Origin of the sequence: Aeromonas bivalvium, assembly GCF_046078285.1 — a bacterium.
In the GTDB taxonomy this organism is placed as follows: Bacteria; Pseudomonadota; Gammaproteobacteria; order Enterobacterales; family Aeromonadaceae; genus Aeromonas; species Aeromonas bivalvium.
The window spans coordinates 1,161,232-1,179,642 of sequence record NZ_JBGXBV010000001.1; the positions used below are offsets into that span (position 1 = coordinate 1,161,232).

The 18,411-nt window shown below is 64.4% G+C and carries 15 protein-coding genes and 1 pseudogene; 7 read left to right on the forward strand and 9 right to left on the reverse strand.

What is annotated here, in order from left to right:
• Positions 1 to 41: 41 nt before the first annotated feature.
• Genes ACEUCR_RS05270 through ACEUCR_RS05285 form a run of 4 tightly spaced genes read right to left on the reverse strand, consistent with a single transcriptional unit; the run spans position 42 to position 5,296 of the window.
• Complete coding sequence (locus ACEUCR_RS05270; protein ID WP_408788565.1) at positions 42 to 1,649, reverse strand: glycoside hydrolase family 3 N-terminal domain-containing protein; 1,608 nt, start codon at positions 1,647 to 1,649, stop codon at positions 42 to 44.
• A 30-nt stretch (positions 1,650 to 1,679) separates the two neighbouring features.
• Positions 1,680 to 2,657 carry an ABC transporter permease gene (locus ACEUCR_RS05275; protein WP_408788568.1) on the reverse strand — a complete coding sequence of 326 codons (978 nt, stop codon included), beginning with the start codon at positions 2,655 to 2,657 and terminating at the stop codon, positions 1,680 to 1,682.
• Between the two features lie 17 nt (positions 2,658 to 2,674).
• Positions 2,675 to 4,159, reverse strand: coding sequence for a sugar ABC transporter ATP-binding protein (locus ACEUCR_RS05280; protein WP_408758731.1), 1,485 nt, complete (start codon positions 4,157 to 4,159; stop codon positions 2,675 to 2,677).
• 57 nt (positions 4,160 to 4,216) lie between these two features.
• Positions 4,217 to 5,296 (reverse strand): substrate-binding domain-containing protein, encoded by a 1,080-nt coding sequence (locus ACEUCR_RS05285; protein ID WP_408788571.1) that lies wholly within the window; start codon positions 5,294 to 5,296, stop codon positions 4,217 to 4,219.
• Between the two features lie 256 nt (positions 5,297 to 5,552).
• On the opposite strand from ACEUCR_RS05285, the gene ACEUCR_RS05290 reads away from it, so the two are divergent.
• Together ACEUCR_RS05290 and pgl are read left to right on the forward strand one after the other, a co-directional pair.
• Complete coding sequence (locus tag ACEUCR_RS05290; protein WP_041999866.1) at positions 5,553 to 6,308, forward strand: helix-turn-helix transcriptional regulator; 756 nt, start codon at positions 5,553 to 5,555, stop codon at positions 6,306 to 6,308.
• Positions 6,309 to 6,535: 227 nt separating this feature from the next.
• Positions 6,536 to 7,582, forward strand: coding sequence for a 6-phosphogluconolactonase (pgl, locus tag ACEUCR_RS05295; protein WP_408788574.1), 1,047 nt, complete (start codon positions 6,536 to 6,538; stop codon positions 7,580 to 7,582).
• Between the two features lie 33 nt (positions 7,583 to 7,615).
• On the opposite strand, the gene ACEUCR_RS05300 is transcribed toward pgl, so the two are convergent.
• A complete protein-coding gene (locus ACEUCR_RS05300; protein WP_408788576.1) occupies positions 7,616 to 8,185 on the reverse strand; it encodes a lipid-binding SYLF domain-containing protein in 570 nt (189 codons plus the stop codon).
• Between the two features lie 98 nt (positions 8,186 to 8,283).
• Complete coding sequence (locus tag ACEUCR_RS05305) at positions 8,284 to 9,024, reverse strand: dienelactone hydrolase family protein (RefSeq protein WP_041999857.1); 741 nt, start codon at positions 9,022 to 9,024, stop codon at positions 8,284 to 8,286.
• Between the two features lie 263 nt (positions 9,025 to 9,287).
• Between ACEUCR_RS05305 and ACEUCR_RS05310 the strand changes: the two genes are divergently transcribed.
• On the forward strand, positions 9,288 to 9,998 hold the full coding sequence (locus tag ACEUCR_RS05310) for a lipopolysaccharide kinase InaA family protein (RefSeq protein ID WP_408788579.1): 711 nt from the start codon (positions 9,288 to 9,290) through the stop codon (positions 9,996 to 9,998).
• Between the two features lie 240 nt (positions 9,999 to 10,238).
• Here ACEUCR_RS05310 and ACEUCR_RS05315 read toward each other — a convergent pair whose 3' ends face one another.
• Complete coding sequence (locus tag ACEUCR_RS05315; RefSeq protein WP_408788582.1) at positions 10,239 to 11,477, reverse strand: uracil-xanthine permease family protein; 1,239 nt, start codon at positions 11,475 to 11,477, stop codon at positions 10,239 to 10,241.
• 296 nt (positions 11,478 to 11,773) lie between these two features.
• Here ACEUCR_RS05315 and ACEUCR_RS05320 point away from each other — a divergent pair, with 296 nt between their 5' ends.
• On the forward strand, positions 11,774 to 12,979 hold the full coding sequence (locus ACEUCR_RS05320) for a Hint domain-containing homing endonuclease (protein WP_408788586.1): 1,206 nt from the start codon (positions 11,774 to 11,776) through the stop codon (positions 12,977 to 12,979).
• Positions 12,980 to 13,088: 109 nt separating this feature from the next.
• On the opposite strand, the gene ACEUCR_RS05325 is transcribed toward ACEUCR_RS05320, so the two are convergent.
• Positions 13,089 to 14,804, reverse strand: a complete 1,716-nt coding sequence (locus tag ACEUCR_RS05325) for an NAD-dependent malic enzyme (protein ID WP_041999851.1) — start codon at positions 14,802 to 14,804, stop codon at positions 13,089 to 13,091.
• Positions 14,805 to 15,064: 260 nt separating this feature from the next.
• On the opposite strand from ACEUCR_RS05325, the gene mobA reads away from it, so the two are divergent.
• Genes mobA through ACEUCR_RS05340 form a run of 3 tightly spaced genes read left to right on the forward strand, consistent with a single transcriptional unit; the run spans position 15,065 to position 17,582 of the window.
• Positions 15,065 to 15,685, forward strand: a complete 621-nt coding sequence (gene mobA, locus ACEUCR_RS05330) for a molybdenum cofactor guanylyltransferase MobA (RefSeq protein ID WP_408788589.1) — start codon at positions 15,065 to 15,067, stop codon at positions 15,683 to 15,685.
• Positions 15,682 to 16,449 carry a molybdopterin-guanine dinucleotide biosynthesis protein B gene (mobB, locus tag ACEUCR_RS05335; RefSeq protein WP_408788592.1) on the forward strand — a complete coding sequence of 256 codons (768 nt, stop codon included), beginning with the start codon at positions 15,682 to 15,684 and terminating at the stop codon, positions 16,447 to 16,449. Before mobA ends, mobB begins: the two co-directional genes overlap by 4 nt.
• A gap of 59 nt (positions 16,450 to 16,508) precedes the next feature.
• A complete protein-coding gene (locus ACEUCR_RS05340) occupies positions 16,509 to 17,582 on the forward strand; it encodes an FUSC family protein (RefSeq protein ID WP_408788595.1) in 1,074 nt (357 codons plus the stop codon).
• A gap of 115 nt (positions 17,583 to 17,697) precedes the next feature.
• On the opposite strand, the pseudogene ACEUCR_RS05345 reads toward ACEUCR_RS05340, so the two are convergent.
• Positions 17,698 to 18,255 (reverse strand): annotated as a pseudogene (locus ACEUCR_RS05345) (DUF3332 domain-containing protein).
• Between the last annotated feature and the right edge of the window lie 156 nt (positions 18,256 to 18,411).

Here is an 18,411-nt window from a genome sequence, read left to right on the forward strand (position 1 = left end):
GGAGATAACCCGCCATCCGGGATGGCAGGAAAAACCAAACCTTAACTGACCAGGCTCACCGCCCTCCCCTGCTGGGTGGCCGGCGTGCCAAGCAACACCTCGGCGGTGGCGCGGGCACTCTCGGGCCGAGCCGAGTGGCTGCACAGGTAATAGCGCACATCCGGGTAACCGAGCAGGTCATAGGGACTGCGCAGCGCCACGACGATCAGTTTCTCCACCTCGCGGCTGAGTCGGCGCACCAGGGCCTGGGCCTCCTCCTGGGCGAAATCCTCCCCAGGCAGGGGGTGGTTCTCGGTCACCACCAACAGCCAGCCGTCTCCCAGGCTCTCCAGCTGATCGACCGTGACGGCGCGCACCAGCCGCTTGCCCCGGCTCAGAGCGGCGAGGAAGTGATCGAAGGCCGGCTCCTTCTGATTGGGGCCTATGCCCCTGGGGTTGGTGAGGTTGTGATAGCTGGCCGCCGGGGTGGCGTTGAGCACATAGAAGGGAGCCTCCCCCAGCTCGGGCACCTGACGCAGCCAGGTGAGGGCCGCTCCGGCACAGCCCCTGGCCACCTGCTGGTTTCCCGCCATGTCGATAGGCTGATAGCGCGCCATGGGCACCAGTTTGGCGAGCTTGAAGGCGACGATGCGGGCCAGGGCGGCATCGATCACCGCCTCGTCCAGATCCCCCGCCGCCACCGCGGCCATGATGCCGTGGATCATGGCGAACTGCTTGTCGAGGTAGGCGTCGCTGTGATCGTAATGCTCCTCCGAGAGCATGATCATGGTGATGCCCGCCTTGAGCGCCTGCACCGCCGCCGTGGCGGGGGAGTAGTGATGGACGATGGCCCCCATGTTCATGCTGTCTGAGATGATGATGCCGTCAAAACCCATCTCGGCGCGCAGCAGATCCTGCAAGATGACTCGGGAAAGGGTCGCCGGGTGGTCGCCGTCAATCTGGGGGTAGAGGATATGGCTGGTCATGATGAGATCCACCCCGGCATCGATGGCGGCCTGGAAGGGGCGCAGATCCTGGGCACGCAACTCGTCCAGGGACTTGTCGACCCTGGGGATCTCCCTGTGAGTATCGCCATGGGTATCCCCGTGCCCCGGGAAGTGCTTGCCGCTGCCGCAGATGCCGCCCTGATGCAGACCACGCACCGCCGCCGCCGCATGGAGTGCCACCTTGGCGGGCCTGTCACCGAAGGCCCGGGTGTCTATGATGGGAGAGCCTGGGTTCAGATTGACGTCGCAGCAGGGTCCCAGGATGCAGTTGAAGCCTGCAAAGCGCATCTCTTCGGCCATGACCCGATACATGCGCTCCGTCTCCTGCCCCGTCTCGGCCACGCCGAGGGCCAGGTTGCCAGGCCCTGTGGTGGACTCTCCCACCAGCACGCCCCAGGCCCCCTCCTGATCCACCCCCAGCAGCAGGGGCAGGCGGTCCTGCTCGCCCCCTATGCTGGCCAGCTCCCGGGTCAGCTGCCGGGCTTCGGCGAAGGTATCGCCGTTGTCCTGGCTCAGATAACAGCCCCCCAGGTTGTATTCGGTGATCATGGGGCGGATCTTGTCGGCCGACTTGCCGGGGAAGGCCAGAATAAACAGCTGACCCACCTTCTCCTTGAGACTCCAGCCGGAGATGATGTTCGCCACCTTGGGATCTATCTTCATGATGTCGTCCTTAACGCTATGATAATAAAGTTATTTTTTGCGAAGCTGCTTGAGCTGCCCCATGGTGAAGGTGACGGCGACGATGACGATGATGCCGCGCAGGATCAGCTGCTGATCCACGTTGAGCCCCATCAGGATCAGGCCGTTGTTGACCATGCCCATGATGAGGGCGCCGATGACGGATCCCACCACCATGCCCTTGCCGCCAAACAGGTTGGTGCCGCCGATGATGACGGCGGCGATCACCAGCATGAGGTCGTTCTCCCCCAGGGTGTAGCGGGCGCTCTGCAGCCGTCCCGAGTAGAGGATGCCGGCGAGAGCGGCGAGAAAGCCATTGAGCATCAGCACGTAGAGCTTGATGCGGTTGATGTTGATGCCCGAGTACATGGCGGAGATCTTGTTGCCCCCCGTGGCCAGCACCTGCTTGCCAAAGCGGGTGTTGCGCAGCACCAGGGCCCCGATGACGGTCACCAGCAGAGCCCAGATGAAGAGCACAGAGACGGGCCCTATGTCTCCGGAGCCGAAGATGAACACATAGAGATCGTTGTCGATGGGAATGGACTGGAGCGAGGTAGACCAGCGGGCGATCCCTGTGATGATGCCGGTCGTCCCGAGCGTCACCAGGAAGGAGGGGATGCCCACCTGGGTCACGAACAGGCCGTTGATGGCCCCTATCATGGTGCCCACCAGCAGCGCCGCCGAGACCGCCAACAGTATGCTGTCCGTCTCCTGCAGGGTCAGGGCCGAGACGATGGCACTGAGGGCCACGGTGGCGCCGAAGGAGAGATCTATCTCGGCGGCGCTCAGCACGAAGGTCATGCCCACCGCCATGATGGCGATGGTGGCGGTCTGGCGCGCTATGTTCATCAGGTTGACGGCGCTCAGGAAGCCCTTGTCGTGGAGCACCACGGAGAAGAACACGAAGATGCCGACGAACACCAGGTAGATGATGTAGTCGCGCCAGTTGATGCGGCTCCCCTTGGGGGCCGGCAGGGTTAATTCTTTCATCCTTGACTCCTCGTTTGTCATTGAACCGCCGCCAGCAGCGTCTCTTCATTCATTCGCCGCCCTTCCAGGCAGGCGACAATGCGTCCCTTGTTCACCACGTAGATGAGATCGCAGAAGCTGGCGACCTCGGCATACTCGCTCGACACGAAGATGGCGCCGTTGCCTTCGGCGACATAGCTGTCCACTATCTTCATGATTTCGTACTTGGCATGGATATCGATGCCGAAGGTGGGATCATCGAGCAGCAGCACCTTGGCCTCGGTGGAGAGGCACTTGCCTATCACCACCTTCTGCTGGTTGCCCCCCGACAGGAATCGCACCGACTGTTCGGGGCCGCTGGTCTTGACCCCCAGGCTCCTGATCTGGGCGCGCACCATGGCGTCTCCCTTGGGCTTGTCCAGACTCAGCCCCTGGCTGAGGCGGTCGTAGGCGGCCATCAGCATGTTGTCGGCCACGGAGAAATCGAGCACCAGCCCCTGGCTGCGCCGCTCCTCGGGCACCATGTTGATGCCATGGGCGATGGCCTGTTTGGGAGAGCGGATCCGGACCGCCTTGCCCTCGATGCGGATCTCGCCGGCCTGGATGGGGGTCAGGCCATAGATGGCCTCGAGGATCTCGGTGCGGCCGCTGCCCAGCAGGCCCGCCAGCCCCACCACCTGACCCGGCATCACCTTGAGGGAGATGTCGTGCAGCTGCCCGTTGCAGACGCCGTCCAGCTCCAGCAGGGGAACGGCATCCGCGCTCGGGGCCGGGCGTGGCCAGCTCAGGCTGGTATCCCCCTTGCTGCCGAGCATGGCCTCGACCAGAGACGCCACGCTGGTGTTGCTGGTGTTGGTGGCGAGCACCGTATGGCCGTCCCGCAGCACGGTCACGGCATCGCAGACCCGCATGATGTCGCTCAAGTAGTGGGTGATGTAGATGATGGACATCCCCCGCTCCTTGAGGGTGGCTATCACCTTGAACAGCTCGTTGATCTCGTTGTTGGACAGCGAGGCGGTTGGCTCGTCGAGCACCAGGACCCGGGCATTCTGGGCCAGGGCCTTGGCTATCTCGACAAACTGCTGCTGGCCGACGCTCAGGCGCCCCACCTCGCAGGCCGGATCCAGCGTCACCCCCAGCATGGCCAGCAGGGGCCCGGCCCGGCGTATTCTGTCCCGGTTGGAGATGAGAGACCCAGGCTCCCCGCCACCGGCCAGGAAGATGTTGTCGGCCACCGACAGGGTCGGCACCAGGCTCAAGTCCTGATAGACCATGGCAATCCCCTCGGCCTGGGCCTCTTTCGGGCTGGCGAAGCGGCAGGGCTTGCCAAACAGCAGCACCTCGCCGCCATCACGGCCATGAAAACCGTTGAGCAGCTTGACCAGGGTCGACTTGCCCGCGCCGTTCTGGCCGACGATGGCATGCACCTCGCCCCGCTTGAGGCGAAACGACACATCCTTGAGCACGGGGATGCCGTCAAACCCCTTCTTGATACCGCTCGCCTCGATGGCGTACAGCTCCATGTGATGACTCCTTCCCTGTGATGGACGTGATGGCCGCCACGGCGGCGGCTCCTGGGATTACTGGCTGAGTGCCTTGGTCACGGCGGCGGGCGGATCCCGGCGCAGGGCCTGCTGCCAGGCTTCGGCCAGATTGTCCCGGGTGACCGCATCGGCGGAGACGGTGACGAAGGGCGGGGTCCGCTCCCCCAGCTTGGCCAGGGTGCCCATGGTGGCCAGGGTCTGGCCGAGATCGTAGGGCAGGTCGGTCACTATGCCGGCCACGTTGCGCCCCTTGGCCATGTCCAGGGCATTGGCGGCCCCCAGATCCATGGTGATCACCTTGATGTCGCTGCGCCCGGCGGCGCGGGTCGCGGCCACCACCCCTTCGGCGATGGAGTCCCAGGGGGCATAGATGGCCTGGATGTCCGGGTGCTGGGTGATGAGGGCCGAGGCCACCACCTCGCCGTCATTGGCGTTGGCGATGCCCTGCCTGGCGAGGATCTGGACGCCGGGGTGGCGCTTGGCCAGATGGGTCAGCACCGCCTGATCCCGCTGGTTGGTGACGTAGTAGTTCGCCTCGTGGTAGATGAAACCTATCTTGCCCTGCTCCCCCACCGTCCTGGCCAGCATGTCGGCGGCCAGTCCCCCCATTTCGAACAGATCATCGGTGACGATGCCGGCGTAATCCTTGCCGTATTCAAACCCCGTCGGCAGGTTGCTGATCAGCACCAGCTTGCTGCCCTGCTGCACCGCGGGACGAAAGGCGGCGGCGCCGGAGACGGGATCGACCACCAGGGTGAGAATGATGTCGGGAGCCATGGCCATCACGGTTTCCACGTCCGTCTTCTGCTTGTTGGCATTGAACTCGGCATCGGTGACCGCCACCACCTTGACGTTCAACTCCTGGAACTTGTCCTTGGCCCCCTTGATGAGGGCACTGGACCAGTCCGAGGTGGTGTGCATCAGGATGGCGGCCGTGTAGTCCTGGGCCCTCACCTTCTCCTCCTGGGCCGGGGTGAGTGTTACCTGGGTATAGGGGGTCGGCTGTTCACCGTTCGGCCCGAGGGTGGTGGTGATATCGGCGCCGTGGGCCGGGGTGCCCAGCAGCAGGGTGGCGATCAGTCCCGCCAGTAAACAGTGTGAGCGCATTGCCAACATGGTATTCTCCCTATATCCATTGAGTGGTCTGTAGGTATTATCTAGGTGTTTTATAGCCATTAATGAGACATACCTCACTAAAGCGCGGCTTGTTTTCGGGATCCGCCTCACAAAATGTTTATTAATTGTTAATTGCCCATAAAAATAAACCTGGCTGCCTGGGTATTTCGTGAGTGAACAGGCGGCAACACAGGGGCGGAAAACCGGACGGATCAGGAGACACGGGCGAGATGAGAGAGGCAGGACTGGATCGGACATGAGCAACAAGCTGACCCCCACAGACGAGCAGGGACTCTGCCATCGACTGTTGGCGCGCAATGACATCTATTTCATCAGCTTCGATGAGCAGGAGCAGGTGGTGGCATCCAGCTATCCGGTGGATACCCTGACCCTCAGCCGCCTCGACGACCTGGTGTTTCTGGTAGGACCCGATCACCTGAGAGCCATCCGCCAGCGGATCCGGGCCAACCTGCCCCCCCTGCAATTCGAGATCCTCAACCTCGCCTTCGAGCTGTTCGCCCACGATGGCACGGACGGTGTCCGCATCTGGTGCCTGCAGATCAAACCGAGCGAGGACCAGGATGCCTCCGCCATCGAGCAGGATCACCGTCTCATCAACGAGCTGGGCCACTCCCTGGCCGCACTCGGTGACAACCCGGCGGCCTCCGGCGAACCGCGTCTGCAACTGATCGCCCGCCACCTGCCCGAGGTCGAGCAAAAGCTCGCCCAGATCCAGGATCCGGCCCTCAAGATGTGCCTGGAGCTTATCCGCACCAGCATGGAGAACAGCCTGCAGGAGGAGGGAAACCAGCGCCTGCTGGCGGTACTGACCCCCTCGGAACTGCAGGTGGCCGAATTTATTCGCAGCGGCATGTCCAGCCAGGAGATCGCCAGCGCCCTCAATGTGGCGCGCAAGACGGTGGAGAATCACCGCAACAGCGTGCGCATCAAGCTGGGATTGGCCAATCGCGGCGTCAACCTGCGCAACTATCTGCTCAGCCTGGAGAAATAGCGCGCGGCAACAGGGTCGGGACTGGCCAGGCGCGGGGGCAAGCTGCGCAACTATCTGCTCAGTCTGGAGCTGCTCAGCCTGGTGCTGCTCAGTCTGGAGAAATAGCGCGCGCGGCAACAGGGTCGGGGCTGGCCAGGCGCGGGGGCAAGCTGCGCAACCAGAAGCTCAATGTGGACAATGGTCCGCTGCCCCACTGACTGATAGTGGTCGGCGCAAAGGAGAACTGCATGCAACAAGTCGTCTATGTCGCCAATCCGCTCAGCGGGTTGATCCATGTCTTTGCGCTGAGCGAAGAGGGGCTGACCCCCTTGCAACAGGTGCAGACCGGGGACCAGGTACAACCCCTGGTCATCAGCCCTGATCGACGCTGGCTCTATGCCGGGGTACGGCCCGACTTTCGCGTGCTGAGCTATCCCATTCTGGCCGATGGCCGACTCGGCGAACCAGCGTCGGCGCCGCTCGCAGGCAGTGCCTCCCATACCTGCACGGATGGGAGGGGGCGCCTCTTTTTCGCCGCCTCCTACGCCTTCGACCATGTCAGCGTCTCTCCCATGGACGAGGCGGGCCGGGTGCAGGCTCCTCACCAGCGTCTCGACGGCCTGATGGCCGCCCACTCGGTGACCTGGCTTGCGGGGAAAGAGGGGGCACAGGAGCTGCTGGTCGCCTGCCTCAAGGAGGATGTCATCCGCCGCTTCGCCCTGAACGATGACGATCGCCTGGCTCCCCACCCCCAGGGCGACATCCATACCGCCCCCGGCGCAGGGCCGCGTCATCTCGCCCTGCACCCGGGCAACGGCGATCTCTACTGCCTGAACGAACTCGATGGCACCCTCAACCGTTACCAGAGGGAAGCAGATGGCCGCATCCGCCCGCGGCAAAGCCTGGACATGCTGCCGGCAGGCTACCAGGGGGAGCGCTGGGGGGCCGACATTCACCTGACCCCGGATGGCCGCTTTCTCTATACCAGCGAGCGGGCCAGCAGCCTGCTCACCCTGTTCGGCGTCGACGGGAAGGACGGCGCCCTGACCCCGCTCGGCCACTTCCCGACCGAGTCCTGTCCCCGCGGCTTTGCCATCGACCACGGCGGCCGCTGGCTCATCGCCACCGGGCAGCAGTCCCGGCAGGTGGCCCTGCACCGCATCGATCCCGGGAGCGGCCAGCTCGAGCTCATCGCCCGCCATCCGGTGGGGGAAGGGGCCATGTGGGTGAGGGTGCTGATTCTCGGCAAGGGCATCCAGGCAGCCCGGGCCGCAGAAATGGACGCGGCGCCTTGACAAGCGCCGCGTGTGGAGAGGATCCGTTCAGGGTTATCGGGCCGTGTTGAGCTCATCATCCGGCCAGTATTTATAACCCTGCATGGTGGCCTGCACCGCCACCCCCTGCTCGGTGAGCTGATACATCTTCACTTTCTGGAAATCGGCGTTGGCCGCCTCGCTGACCACCACCTTGCCATCGTCCGCCGACTTGGCAGCCAGATCCGCCTGGGCGCTGGCATCGAAGCCGGTCGTGATGAAGCGATCCAGGGCGGCGACATCGTTGAAGATGATCAACGCCTGGAATTTCTTGATCCCCATGCCGATCCCCATCCCCGCCGTCGCCATCTTCATATAGGTGTCACGACCGGTGCGGTTGTCACGGAGCACACCGTAACCACTGCCCGCGCTGAGCAGCAGCAGGTTGTTGTTCACATTGGTAAAAACGGCATAGCCTCGGGATTTCGCCACTTCCTGTCTGATGTTGGGATCCTGTCCATACAAGGTGGAGAGCGCCTGCTGACGCATCTGCAAGATGCTGTTGCGCTGCTCGGCCGGGGTATCCCCCTTGGCGGCGCAGCCGACGAGCAGCAGCACGGCCAACATCTGAATCCATTGACGCATTTCATCACTCCTTTTCGTCTCACTCCCGCGATGGCCAGACCCCCTCTCCCCTGTCATCCGGGGCAAGGGGCAATCCGGCCCCTTCTCTGCCACCATTCCTAGCCCTTGGTCACCTCGCCGAGAAACTCTGTGAAGCGCAGCCAGGACTTGGCATCGGCGTCGGCACGGTAGTTGGCGCCACCCAGCACGCTGAAGGCGTGGGGGGCGCCGCTGTAGCTGGTCGCCTCATGGTTGACCCCTGCCGCCTCCAGCTCGCCGATCAGGGTCGCCAGATCGGTGAGGGAGACGGCCTCGTCGGCGCTGCCATGCTGGATCAGCAGCCGCCCCTTGGCCTGCTGGTAGTCCTGGCCCTGGGGGGTGGTCAGGCCGCCATGGACGCTGACGATCCCCTTGAGGCTGGCGCCGCTGCGGGCCAGCTCCAGCACGGCGGCGCCGCCAAAGCAGTAGCCAATCGCCACCGCATTGTCGAGCCGCCCCCCCTGTCTGCCCGCCTCGGCGAGCCCTTCTTGCAACAGCTTGCGCATCTTGGCCCTGTCCTGATACAGGGCCCCGGTGAGCCGCTTGCGCTCCTCCACCTCGGTCGGCCTGACTCCGGCACCGAACAAGTCCACCGCGAACACGCTGTAGCCGAGCCCGACCAGCATCTCGGCCCGCTTCACCTCATACTCCGTCAACCCGTCCCAGTCGTGAACCACCACCACCAGGGGGGCCTGCTTGTCGGCGGCGGCCAGGTAATAGCCCTCGAAGGGCTGACCATCGACCTGGTAGCGCACCACTCCCGCCTGGGCGGCAGCCCCCCATATGAGCCCAAGCAGGGCCAGCATCCCTCTCGTCTTCATCTTCCTCTCCTTGACTGTGAACGACGCCCCTGAGTGTAGTCGCCAGCATCCCGGCCGTGGCGATGCCCCCGGTGCCCGGCCCGGCTCCTCATGCTCGACCCCTTCTTCCGGTGTCGCATACCTTGACCACAGCACTCGGCGCCAGGGAGCGAGCAAAAGCGGAGATCAGGGCAGCGCCACTTTCTGGCTCGCCATTCAGCTGCCGTCAGCGTGCCAGGGCGAGAATGGCAAACCATGGGCCACTCTTATAAAAAAACTGCGCTATGACTCTGACCACCCTCAACTTCAATGGTCGCAAACACTACTATCTGATGATCAATGACGATCTCCATCTGCCCAGCTGGATCCTGGACAAAACCAGTCATACCCGACAGTGCGAACGACAGGGAAGCAGCCTCTTCTGGCACCATTCTCCCAGCAACAGCCTCTGCAAGCTGGTCCCCGACAAGTACCCTCGCTGGACCCTGCGCTGGCTCTGTCGAGACCTGCTCGGCAAGCGGCTGATCGGCCATATCGATGCCCTCCGGGAATGGCGCAGCAATCGCCTGCTTCGCCAGGCCGAGCTCAAGGTGGTGCCCTGCACCGCTGCCGGTCTCGCCCTCAATCCCCTCAATCCGCTCGGCTCCTTTCTCGCCGTGACCTACCTGCAGGATCACCAGTCTGGCGAAACCTATTTTCAGCACGCCGACGAGGCGGGCAGACTCGCCCTGCTGCGCCAGATGGCCAGGGACATCTTCCGGCTGGCCAGGCGCGGCTATTACCACAGGGATCTCCATCTCGGCAATCTGATGCAGGCGCCTTCCGGCACCATCGTCTGGATAGATACCCATTTACGCCGCCTTCCTCTGCTGCGCGCCCAGCGCAGGCAGGCCCTGATCGCCTCCCTTGAGCCGGGCAAGCTGTTTGGCCAGGCGTATCGCGACTACCTGCTCAGCCAGCTGGAACAGCTGGACCGTGCCCACCAGGCCACATAACCGGTCTCGCCCGGGCGAGGCAGTGCGTCATCTGCGCCTCCCGGCGGGACGTAATGCAACAAGAAGAGGCCACCCTGGGGTGGCCTCTTGTCATCCTTGTGGTGGACGAATCGTCGCTCAGTCCTTGGCGGACTCCATGGCACCCTCTTCGGAGTGCTGGGGCAGGATGAGGTTGAGCAGAAAAGAGAGAGGCCACCTAGGGGTGGCCTCTTTTCATCGTTGTTGTGGACGAATCGTCGCTCAGTCCTTGGCGGACTCCATGGCACCCTCTTCGGAGTGCTGGGGCAGGATGAGGTTGAGCAGGATGGCGGCCACCGAGGCCAGACCGACACCGGCCAGGGCGAAGTCGCCAATCTTCATCTCCAGGGCGCCGACGCCCACGGTCAGAGTCACGGCCACGATGGCGATGTTGCGCGCCAGCCCCAGATCCACCTTGGACTCCACCAGGGTCTTGAGACCGATGGCGGCGATGGATCCGAACAGCAGCAGCATGATGCCGCCCATCACCGGCATGGGGATGGAGGTGAGCAGGGCGTTGAACTTGCCGAAGAAGGCCAGAATGATGGCGAACACCGCAGCCCAGGTCATGGTGACCGGGTTGAAGTTGCGGGTGATCATCACGGCGCCGGTCACTTCCGCATAGGTGGTGACGGGGGGACCGCCGATAAAGCCGGCGAAGCAGACACCGATGCCGTCACCGGCCAGGGTGCGGTGCAGGCCGGGATCCTTGGTGTAATCCTTGCCGGTCACGCCGCCGATGGCCAGCACGCCGCCGATGTGCTCGATGCAGGGGGCGATGGCCACCGGCAGCATGAACAGCGCCGCGGCCCAGTTGATCTCCGGGGTCTCGAAGTGGGGCAGCGCCAGCCAGGGGGCGTTGACCATGCCATCGAAACTCACCTGACCCATCAGCACGGCGGCCACATAACCGGCGATGACGCCGGAGAGGATGGGGATGAGCTTGATCCAGCCCTTGCAGAACACGGCCGCGATCAGGGTCACCGCCAGGGAGATCCCCGCCAGGGTCAGCGCTGTGGCAGGCGCCACCACCTGTTCACTGCCGGCGCGGCCCATGGCCATGTTGCAGGCCACCTGGGCCACCGACAGGCCGATCACCATGATCACCGGGCCAATCACCACAGGGGGCAGCAGCTTGTGTACCAGGCCTATGCCCCGCACCCGTATGATGGCGGCCAGGATGAAGTACATGAAGCCGGCGGCAAACAGGCCAAACATGGTGGAGGGCAGGCCCCAGGTCTGGGTGGCATAGATGATGGGGGCGATGAAGGCGAAGCTGGAGCCGAGGAAGATCGGCACCTGGCGACGGGTGCAGAGCTGGAACAGCAGGGTGCCTACACCGGCGCCAAGCAGTGCCATGGAGGGGTTCAATCCGGTGAGCAGGGGCACCAGAACCATGGCACCAAAGGCAACAAACAGAATTTGCAGCCCGGCGACGCTTTGCTTGACCAAGGAAAACATGGGTATCCTTAATTTTTTGATAACTGACAGGGATAATTGACACTTTTCAGTCATCACAAGACTTTTTCAAGGCATGAGATGCGCCATCCGGCGTCATTCGTTACCTTTTACTGCTTGGGGAGGGCATGAAACTGGCTTTTTAGGCGGGATTCGTTGCTACAAGCATCGAGTATGCGATTTTACGCACTTTTGTAGCCGACGCCAATCGTTTTTCTGGCGAGATAGCATGGCAAGGGTTTCAGCGGGATGCTCCTCTATACTTGACTGCGTGAATCCAGCCAGACAAGGAGCTACCCATGTCACTGCCCTCGTTCAAACCCAGCCAGCGCCGACTGCTGGTGGGATCGGCCATCGCCCTGGCCCTGTTTGCTACCCCCTTCAGCTATGACTTCGACCACCATCAATGGCAGCCGAACCAGGCCCATGCCAAGTCCTGCTTCGTCGCCGGCACCCGCATCCTGATGGCCGATGGCAGCGAGCGCCCCATCGAAACGCTGCAGGCCGGTGAACAGGTGCTGGATCAACATGGCCAGATCAACCGGATCCTGGCGGTCGAGCGCGTCATCCTGGGCAACCGGAGACTCTACGGGCTCAATCATCTGCCCCCCTTCTTTACCGCCGAGCATCCCTTCTTGAGCACCCGCGGCTGGGTGGCCATCTCGCCCGCCATGACCCGCGCCGAGCAACCCACCCTGGCGGTGCAGCCGCTCTTTACCGGCATGCGCATCCTGTGCGGACCGGCAGCGGTCGCGCTCACTGGCAACCTGGCGCTGGCGGCCCAGCCCGCCGAGCTGCTGGTCGAGTCTCTCTACTGGGTCGACAGCCCGCCCACCACGGCGCTATTCAACCTCATTCTGGACGGCAGCCACAGCTATATCGCCAACTCGCTGATCGTTCACAACAAAGGGGGTGACGGCGGAAGCGGCGGCAATAGTGGCGGTGGAGGCGGCGGCAACAGTGGCAGCGGGGGCGGCAGCAACAGTGGCAGCGGGGGCGGCAATAGTGGTGGAGGCGGCAGCAACAGTGGCAGCGGGGGCAGCGACCACAGTGGCGGGGACAATAGTAGCAATTCTGGAAACAATAGCGGCGGTGGCGGCAATAGTAGCCACAGCGGAAACAATGGGGGTGACGACAGTGGTCAGGGCGGCGATGACCATGGCCAGGGTGAGCATGCCGGTGGCGACAAGCATGCCGGCGGGGAGCGCCATGCCGGTGGCCGGGTGGATGACAATGGTGTCGATGCCAACGGCAACAAGTTGAGAGGTGATGGCAGCATCGATGACAACGGCGTGGATGCCGTCGACGCCAATGGCAACAAGCTAAGAGGTGATGGCAGCATAGATGACAACGGCAGGGACGCCGTCGATGCCAATGGCAACAAGTTGAGAGGTGACGGCAGCATCGATGACAACGGCGTGGACGCCGTCGATGCCAAAGGCAACAAGCTAAGAGGTGACGGCAGCGTCGATGACAGCCTGCTGCCACCGCCCACTCAGCCCTGAGAGGCGAGCGGCCCAGGCCCCTGAGGGGAGCGATCGGGCCAACAAGAAGAGGGTGGCCAGGGCCACCCTCTTTCATTTTATCGCGCGGCCATCAGGCCCGGCGCGCTCCTCAGACCCTGCGATAGGGCAGATAGGTCGGCTCCCACATATGGCTGAGGATGTGCTGTTCCAGATCCTGGCCGATCAGGGGGTGACCCGGATCCCGGCGCACTATGTCCTTGAGCACGGCGGTGGCGACCCGTACCGAGATGGCCCGCAGGGAGCGGATCGGCGGGAAGACGGTGCCACGGGCCAGATCATCCGGGCTCACGCACTCCGCCAGGGCGAAGGCCGCCGTGGTGAACATGTCGGCCCCTATCTCCCTGACCTGACCGACGATGGCCGCCAGCCCCACCCCGGGGAAGATGAAGACGTTGTTGCCCTGGCCGACCCGATAGCGTTCCCCCTCGTACTCGACATCCGCGAAGGGGCTGCCGGTGGCGACCACGGCGCGGCCCTGGCTCCAGCGATAGATATCCGCCGGCAGGGCCTCGCAGTTGGCGGTCGGGTTGGAGAGGGGGAACACCATGGGGCGCTCGCAGTGGCTCAGCATCAGCTGGATATGCTCCTCCCGAAAGGCGCCCCCCACTCCGCTGGTGCCCAGCAGCACTGTCACCGGCACCTGGCGCAACACGTCCGTGAGGCTGGCACGCCCCGCCGTCTCTGTGTCCCACTGCGCGAGCAGGGTCCCCGGCTTGGCGTAGCGGCGCTTGTATTCGTCCAGCCCCTCCCGGTTGTCGCACACCAGCCCCTGGCTATCGAGGATGTAGATGCGATCCCGCGCCGCCTGGGGCTCAAGCCCCTCGCGGATGAGGCCGGCGCAGATCTGATCCGCCACCCCGACCCCGCCGGCACCGGCGCCATAGACCAGATAGGTCTGCTCCCCCAGGGTCTCCCCCTTGGCCTTGACCGTGCCGATGATCCCCGCCAGCACCACGGCCCCCGTGCCCTGGATGTCGTCATTGAACGACGGCAACGCCTGCTGGTAGCGGGCCAGGTTGTTGAAGGCGTTGGACTTGCTGAAGTCTTCCCACTGCAGCACCGCATTGGGGAAATGACGGCGGACCCCGGCCACAAACTTGTCGATGAAGTCGTCATACTCCTTGCCGCGGATACGTCTGTGGGGCTGGCCCAGGTACATGGGATCGTCCAGCAGCGCCTGGTTGTCGGTCCCCACGTCCAGCGCGATGGGCAGGCAGCAGGCGGGATGGATGCCCGCGGCCAGGGTATAGAGGGAGAGCTTGCCGATGGGAATGCCCATGCCCCCCACCCCCTGATCGCCGATGCCGAGGATCCCCTGGCTGTCGGTGACCACTATGATCCGGATCGCCTTGCTGTCGAAGTGACGCGCCTGGGCCCCCATCTCCTCGACATTGTGCGGCGTGATGTAAAGGCCGCGAGCCTTCTGGAAGCGGTGGCTGAACTCCTGGCACGCCTTGCCCACCGTGGGGGTATAGATGATGGGGGTCATCTCCTCCACATGGCGGGAGAGCAGGGCGTAGAACAGGGTCTCGTTCCTGTCCTGCAGCGCCCTCAGGTACTGATACTTCTCGATGTCGCTGCAGGCGCTCTGAAATCCCTGATAGACCCGCTCCAGCTGGGCCTCGAACGTCTGCACCTGGGGTGGCAGCAGGCCATCTAAGTCAAAGTCGGCCCGCTCCTGTTCGGTGAAGGCCGTGCTCTTGTTGAGGTAGCGGTTGTTGAGCAAGTCTGTGCCGGTGAGGGACACGGGGCGAAAGGCGTTGCCTTCTGCATCTTTCCAGAGCAGATATTGTCCAGTAGCCATAGTCATTCTCTTTGATTTACATGAAGTTGCCAGTTGGCAGGAGTGCAAGACCCATAAGAACGCGATCATATGACGTTTGACCATTCGATTTTGTGAGCTCGGCCATACCCTGCGGCCAAAACGCCCTCTCCTGCCGGAACCGGGCCGGGATGGGCTTGCCCCGGCGGGGCCCTTGGCGCAAGATCGGTGCACTTGCCATGCCGCCCGCTGCCCGGCATCCCGGGCGCGGCATGTCCCCCCTATCGACCCCATGGAGCGTCATGAAGATCAAGAGCCCGACCCGCCCGCCTTTTCCCGTGAGTGCCGTGATCCTGGCCGGCGGTCGCGCCACCCGCATGGGGGGCGATGACAAGGGCTGGGTGCCCCTGGCGGGCAAGCCCCTGATAGCCCACGTGCTGGAGCGCCTGCGCCCCCAGGTGGACGAGGTGCTGATCAATGCCAATCGCAGCGAGGAGCGTTATCGCGCCCTGGCTCCCGTCATCGCCGATCGCCAGGTCGATTTTCAGGGGCCTCTCGCGGGCATGGAGGCGGGTCTTGGCGCCGCCCGCCACGACTGGGTACTGTTCGTGCCCTGTGACGGCCCGGCCCTGCCCCGGGATCTGATGACCCGCTTTCGCGCCGCCATCACCCCGGACACCGAACTGGTGGTGGCCCACGATGGCGAACACCTCCAGCCCGTGGTCGCCCTGCTGCGCCGCGCCCTGCTCCCCTCCCTGCAACTGGCGCTGGCGTCAGGGGAGCGCAAGACAGGGGCCTGGTTTGCCCGCCATCGGATGGCGGTGGTGCCCTTTGCCGACCAGCCCGATGCCTTCGTCAACCTCAACAGCCCGGCCGAGCTTGCAGCCTGGGAGGCGAGGCTGCTGGGGGGAGAGGCCTCATGAGCCCCCTGCCCCTGCTCGGCTTCGTCGCCTGGAGCGGCACCGGCAAGACCACCCTGCTGGAGTGCCTCATCCCGCGTCTGGTGGCGCGCGGCCTGCGCCTCGGGGTGCTCAAGCACACCCACCACGCCTTTGACATCGACCAGCCCGGCAAGGACAGCCACCGCCTTCGCCAGGCGGGGGCCGCCCAGGTGATGGCGGCCTCCAGCCTGCGTCACGCCCTGATCCAGGAGACGCCCGGCGGTGAGCCCCCCTTCGAGGCGCTGCTGGCCCGCTTCGATGCCAGTGCCCTGGATCTGCTGCTGGTCGAGGGGTTCAAGTACAGGCGCTTTCCCAAGGTGGAGCTTCATCGCGCCGCCCTCGGCAGGCCCCTGCTCTTCCCCGATGACCCCGACATCATCGCCCTGGTGAGCGACGCCCCCCAGGCCACGACCCTGCCCCGGTTCGCCTTCGACGAGCTGGACGCCATCGCCGACTTCGTCTGCGCCAGGCAGTCCCGGCTGGATGCCCATGACCCGTCCCCTGTGCCGCCGCTGCGCCTGCTCGCCCGGGCCCTTGAGGCGATCCCCAATCCGGCGCGGGAGGCCTGCCTGCCCGGCTACCTCAGCCAGGATGCCGACGGGCACTTGCAGGTCCGCCCGGCAAGTGGTTTCATGCCTTCTGCCCTGCTCCCGGCCAACTGCCTGATCGAGCTCCCTGCCCGGGCGGCCATCTCCCCCGGCGAGCGGGTCCGGATCCGCCCCTTGCCGGGGGGGGGGTTGCCGTGACGGCGACTGCCCGTCGGTGCGGCGACACGAGAAGATCAACCTGACATGAGACGACGCCCTTGCGCCTGAACACACCGCTCTCCCGCTTCGATCTGCTGATCTATGGTCGCTACCGTCTGGTACACGGCCTGCGCATTGCCCTGGCCTTCACCCTCACCTTCCTGCTGACCCGGGAGCTCAAGCTGCCGGAAAGCACCTGGCCTCTCATCACCCTGGTAGTGGTGATGGGCCCCATCTCGTTCTGGGGCAACGTGCTCTCCCGCGCCCTGCAACGGGTGGTGGGCACCATCTTTGGCGCAGCCTGTGGCGTGGTGGCCCTCTATCTGGAGCTCTATGCCCTGCCCCTGATGCTGGCCTGGTGCAGTGCCATCATGTTCCTGTGCGGCTATCTGGCGCTGGGCAAACGCCCCTATGCAGGGCTGCTCATCGGTATCACTCTCGCGGTGACCATGGGGGCCAGACCGGGGGACATAGAGATGGCGCTCTGGCGCAGCGGCGACGTCATCCTGGGATCCATGCTGGCCCTGCTGTGTTGCAGCATCTATCCCCAGCGGGCCTATACCCACTGGCGCATGCAGATGCACGACAGCCTGCTGCAGGCCCAGCGCATCTATCACACCCACCTCTCCCCCAACATGCTGGAGCGTCCCAGGCTCACTCAGAGCCATGCCCGCCTGCTCGCCAGGATAGTGAGCCTGCGGCCCCTGCTGGCGCCCGCCGTCAAGGAGACCCGTCTCAACAGCACCCTGTTCGAGGCCGTCCAGACCACGATGCGCAACACCTTCTGCACCCTGGAGATGCTGGCCAACACCTACTGGCGCGATCGCCAGAGCCACTTCCTGATGCAGAGCCACCCCGGGCTGCGCGCCTGCCAGCAGGCCACGGAGGCCGTGCTCACCGAGCTCGCCCTCATGCTCCACAGCGGCGATGCCACGGCCGCCGACGAGGCCATCAGTCGCCTGCAGGAAGCGGCCGCCCAGGTACAGGCCGAAGTGCGCCCGGGGGCCGATGACGAGGCGACCATCAGCGGCTATCTCTGGCTCAATCTGCAGCTCACCGAGCAGATAGTGCATCTCCATCGTCTGCTGGGGCTGGTGCTGCAACCCTACCATGCGCCCTCGGTGCGCCCATGAGCGCCCCTGTCTCGACCATGGGGTCGTCCGAACGCCCATGAAAAGGCCCCGCCGAAGCGGGGCCTGTCTGACGAGGGCAAGTCGCACTTCCCCCTGGTTCGCCCTGGCGCGGCCCTCAACCGGTCGCGGAGCCGGCCCGGCTCATGGCGGCCAGCTGATCCTGGCTCAGGGTCGAGACCAGACGCCCCTGCTAGTAGAGATCCACCACCTCGCCACGGCGCTCGCCGCGCATGGTGCCCTGACTGCCATCCTGATAGTGGATCTCCATCTGCGCAGTATGCTCATCCGGATAGTGCACCTCCACCTCGCGTACTCCCTGGGGCAGCATGGCCAGGGGCACCTTGTTGAGTGCAGGATCAAGGTGCGGGTTGACCTTGATCACCGCATCGGCCCTGTGATCCACCAGCGCCGGGGACTTGCCGGTCACCGGGTTCTTGCCGGACCAGAACTCTATGGTGTTGACCACGAAGAGATCCGCGGTGGCCGCCAGGCCATAGACGGGAGAGAGCAGCACGAAGACACCGGCGCGACCATACCTGTTATCCACCACCTTGAGGTTGGCCTGGGTCACCATGGCGGAGAGCCCCATCTGCCCCATGCAGCCACCTAGCCCAAGAGTGCCCGTCGCCAGCAGCAGCGCCAGCGCCACCTTCTTGCCCATCAGTCGTGCCATGTCAATTACTTACACCATATTGAGAAAGGAGGGGCACAGCCTAATCAAGGGTGGGCCGGGCAACAATCGGCAAGGTCTGGCCAGTACAGCCGTGATTCAGCTTGGCGGCGCGATCGCGCAGATAATCGCCACGGGCCGTGAGATAGCCGCGGGGCA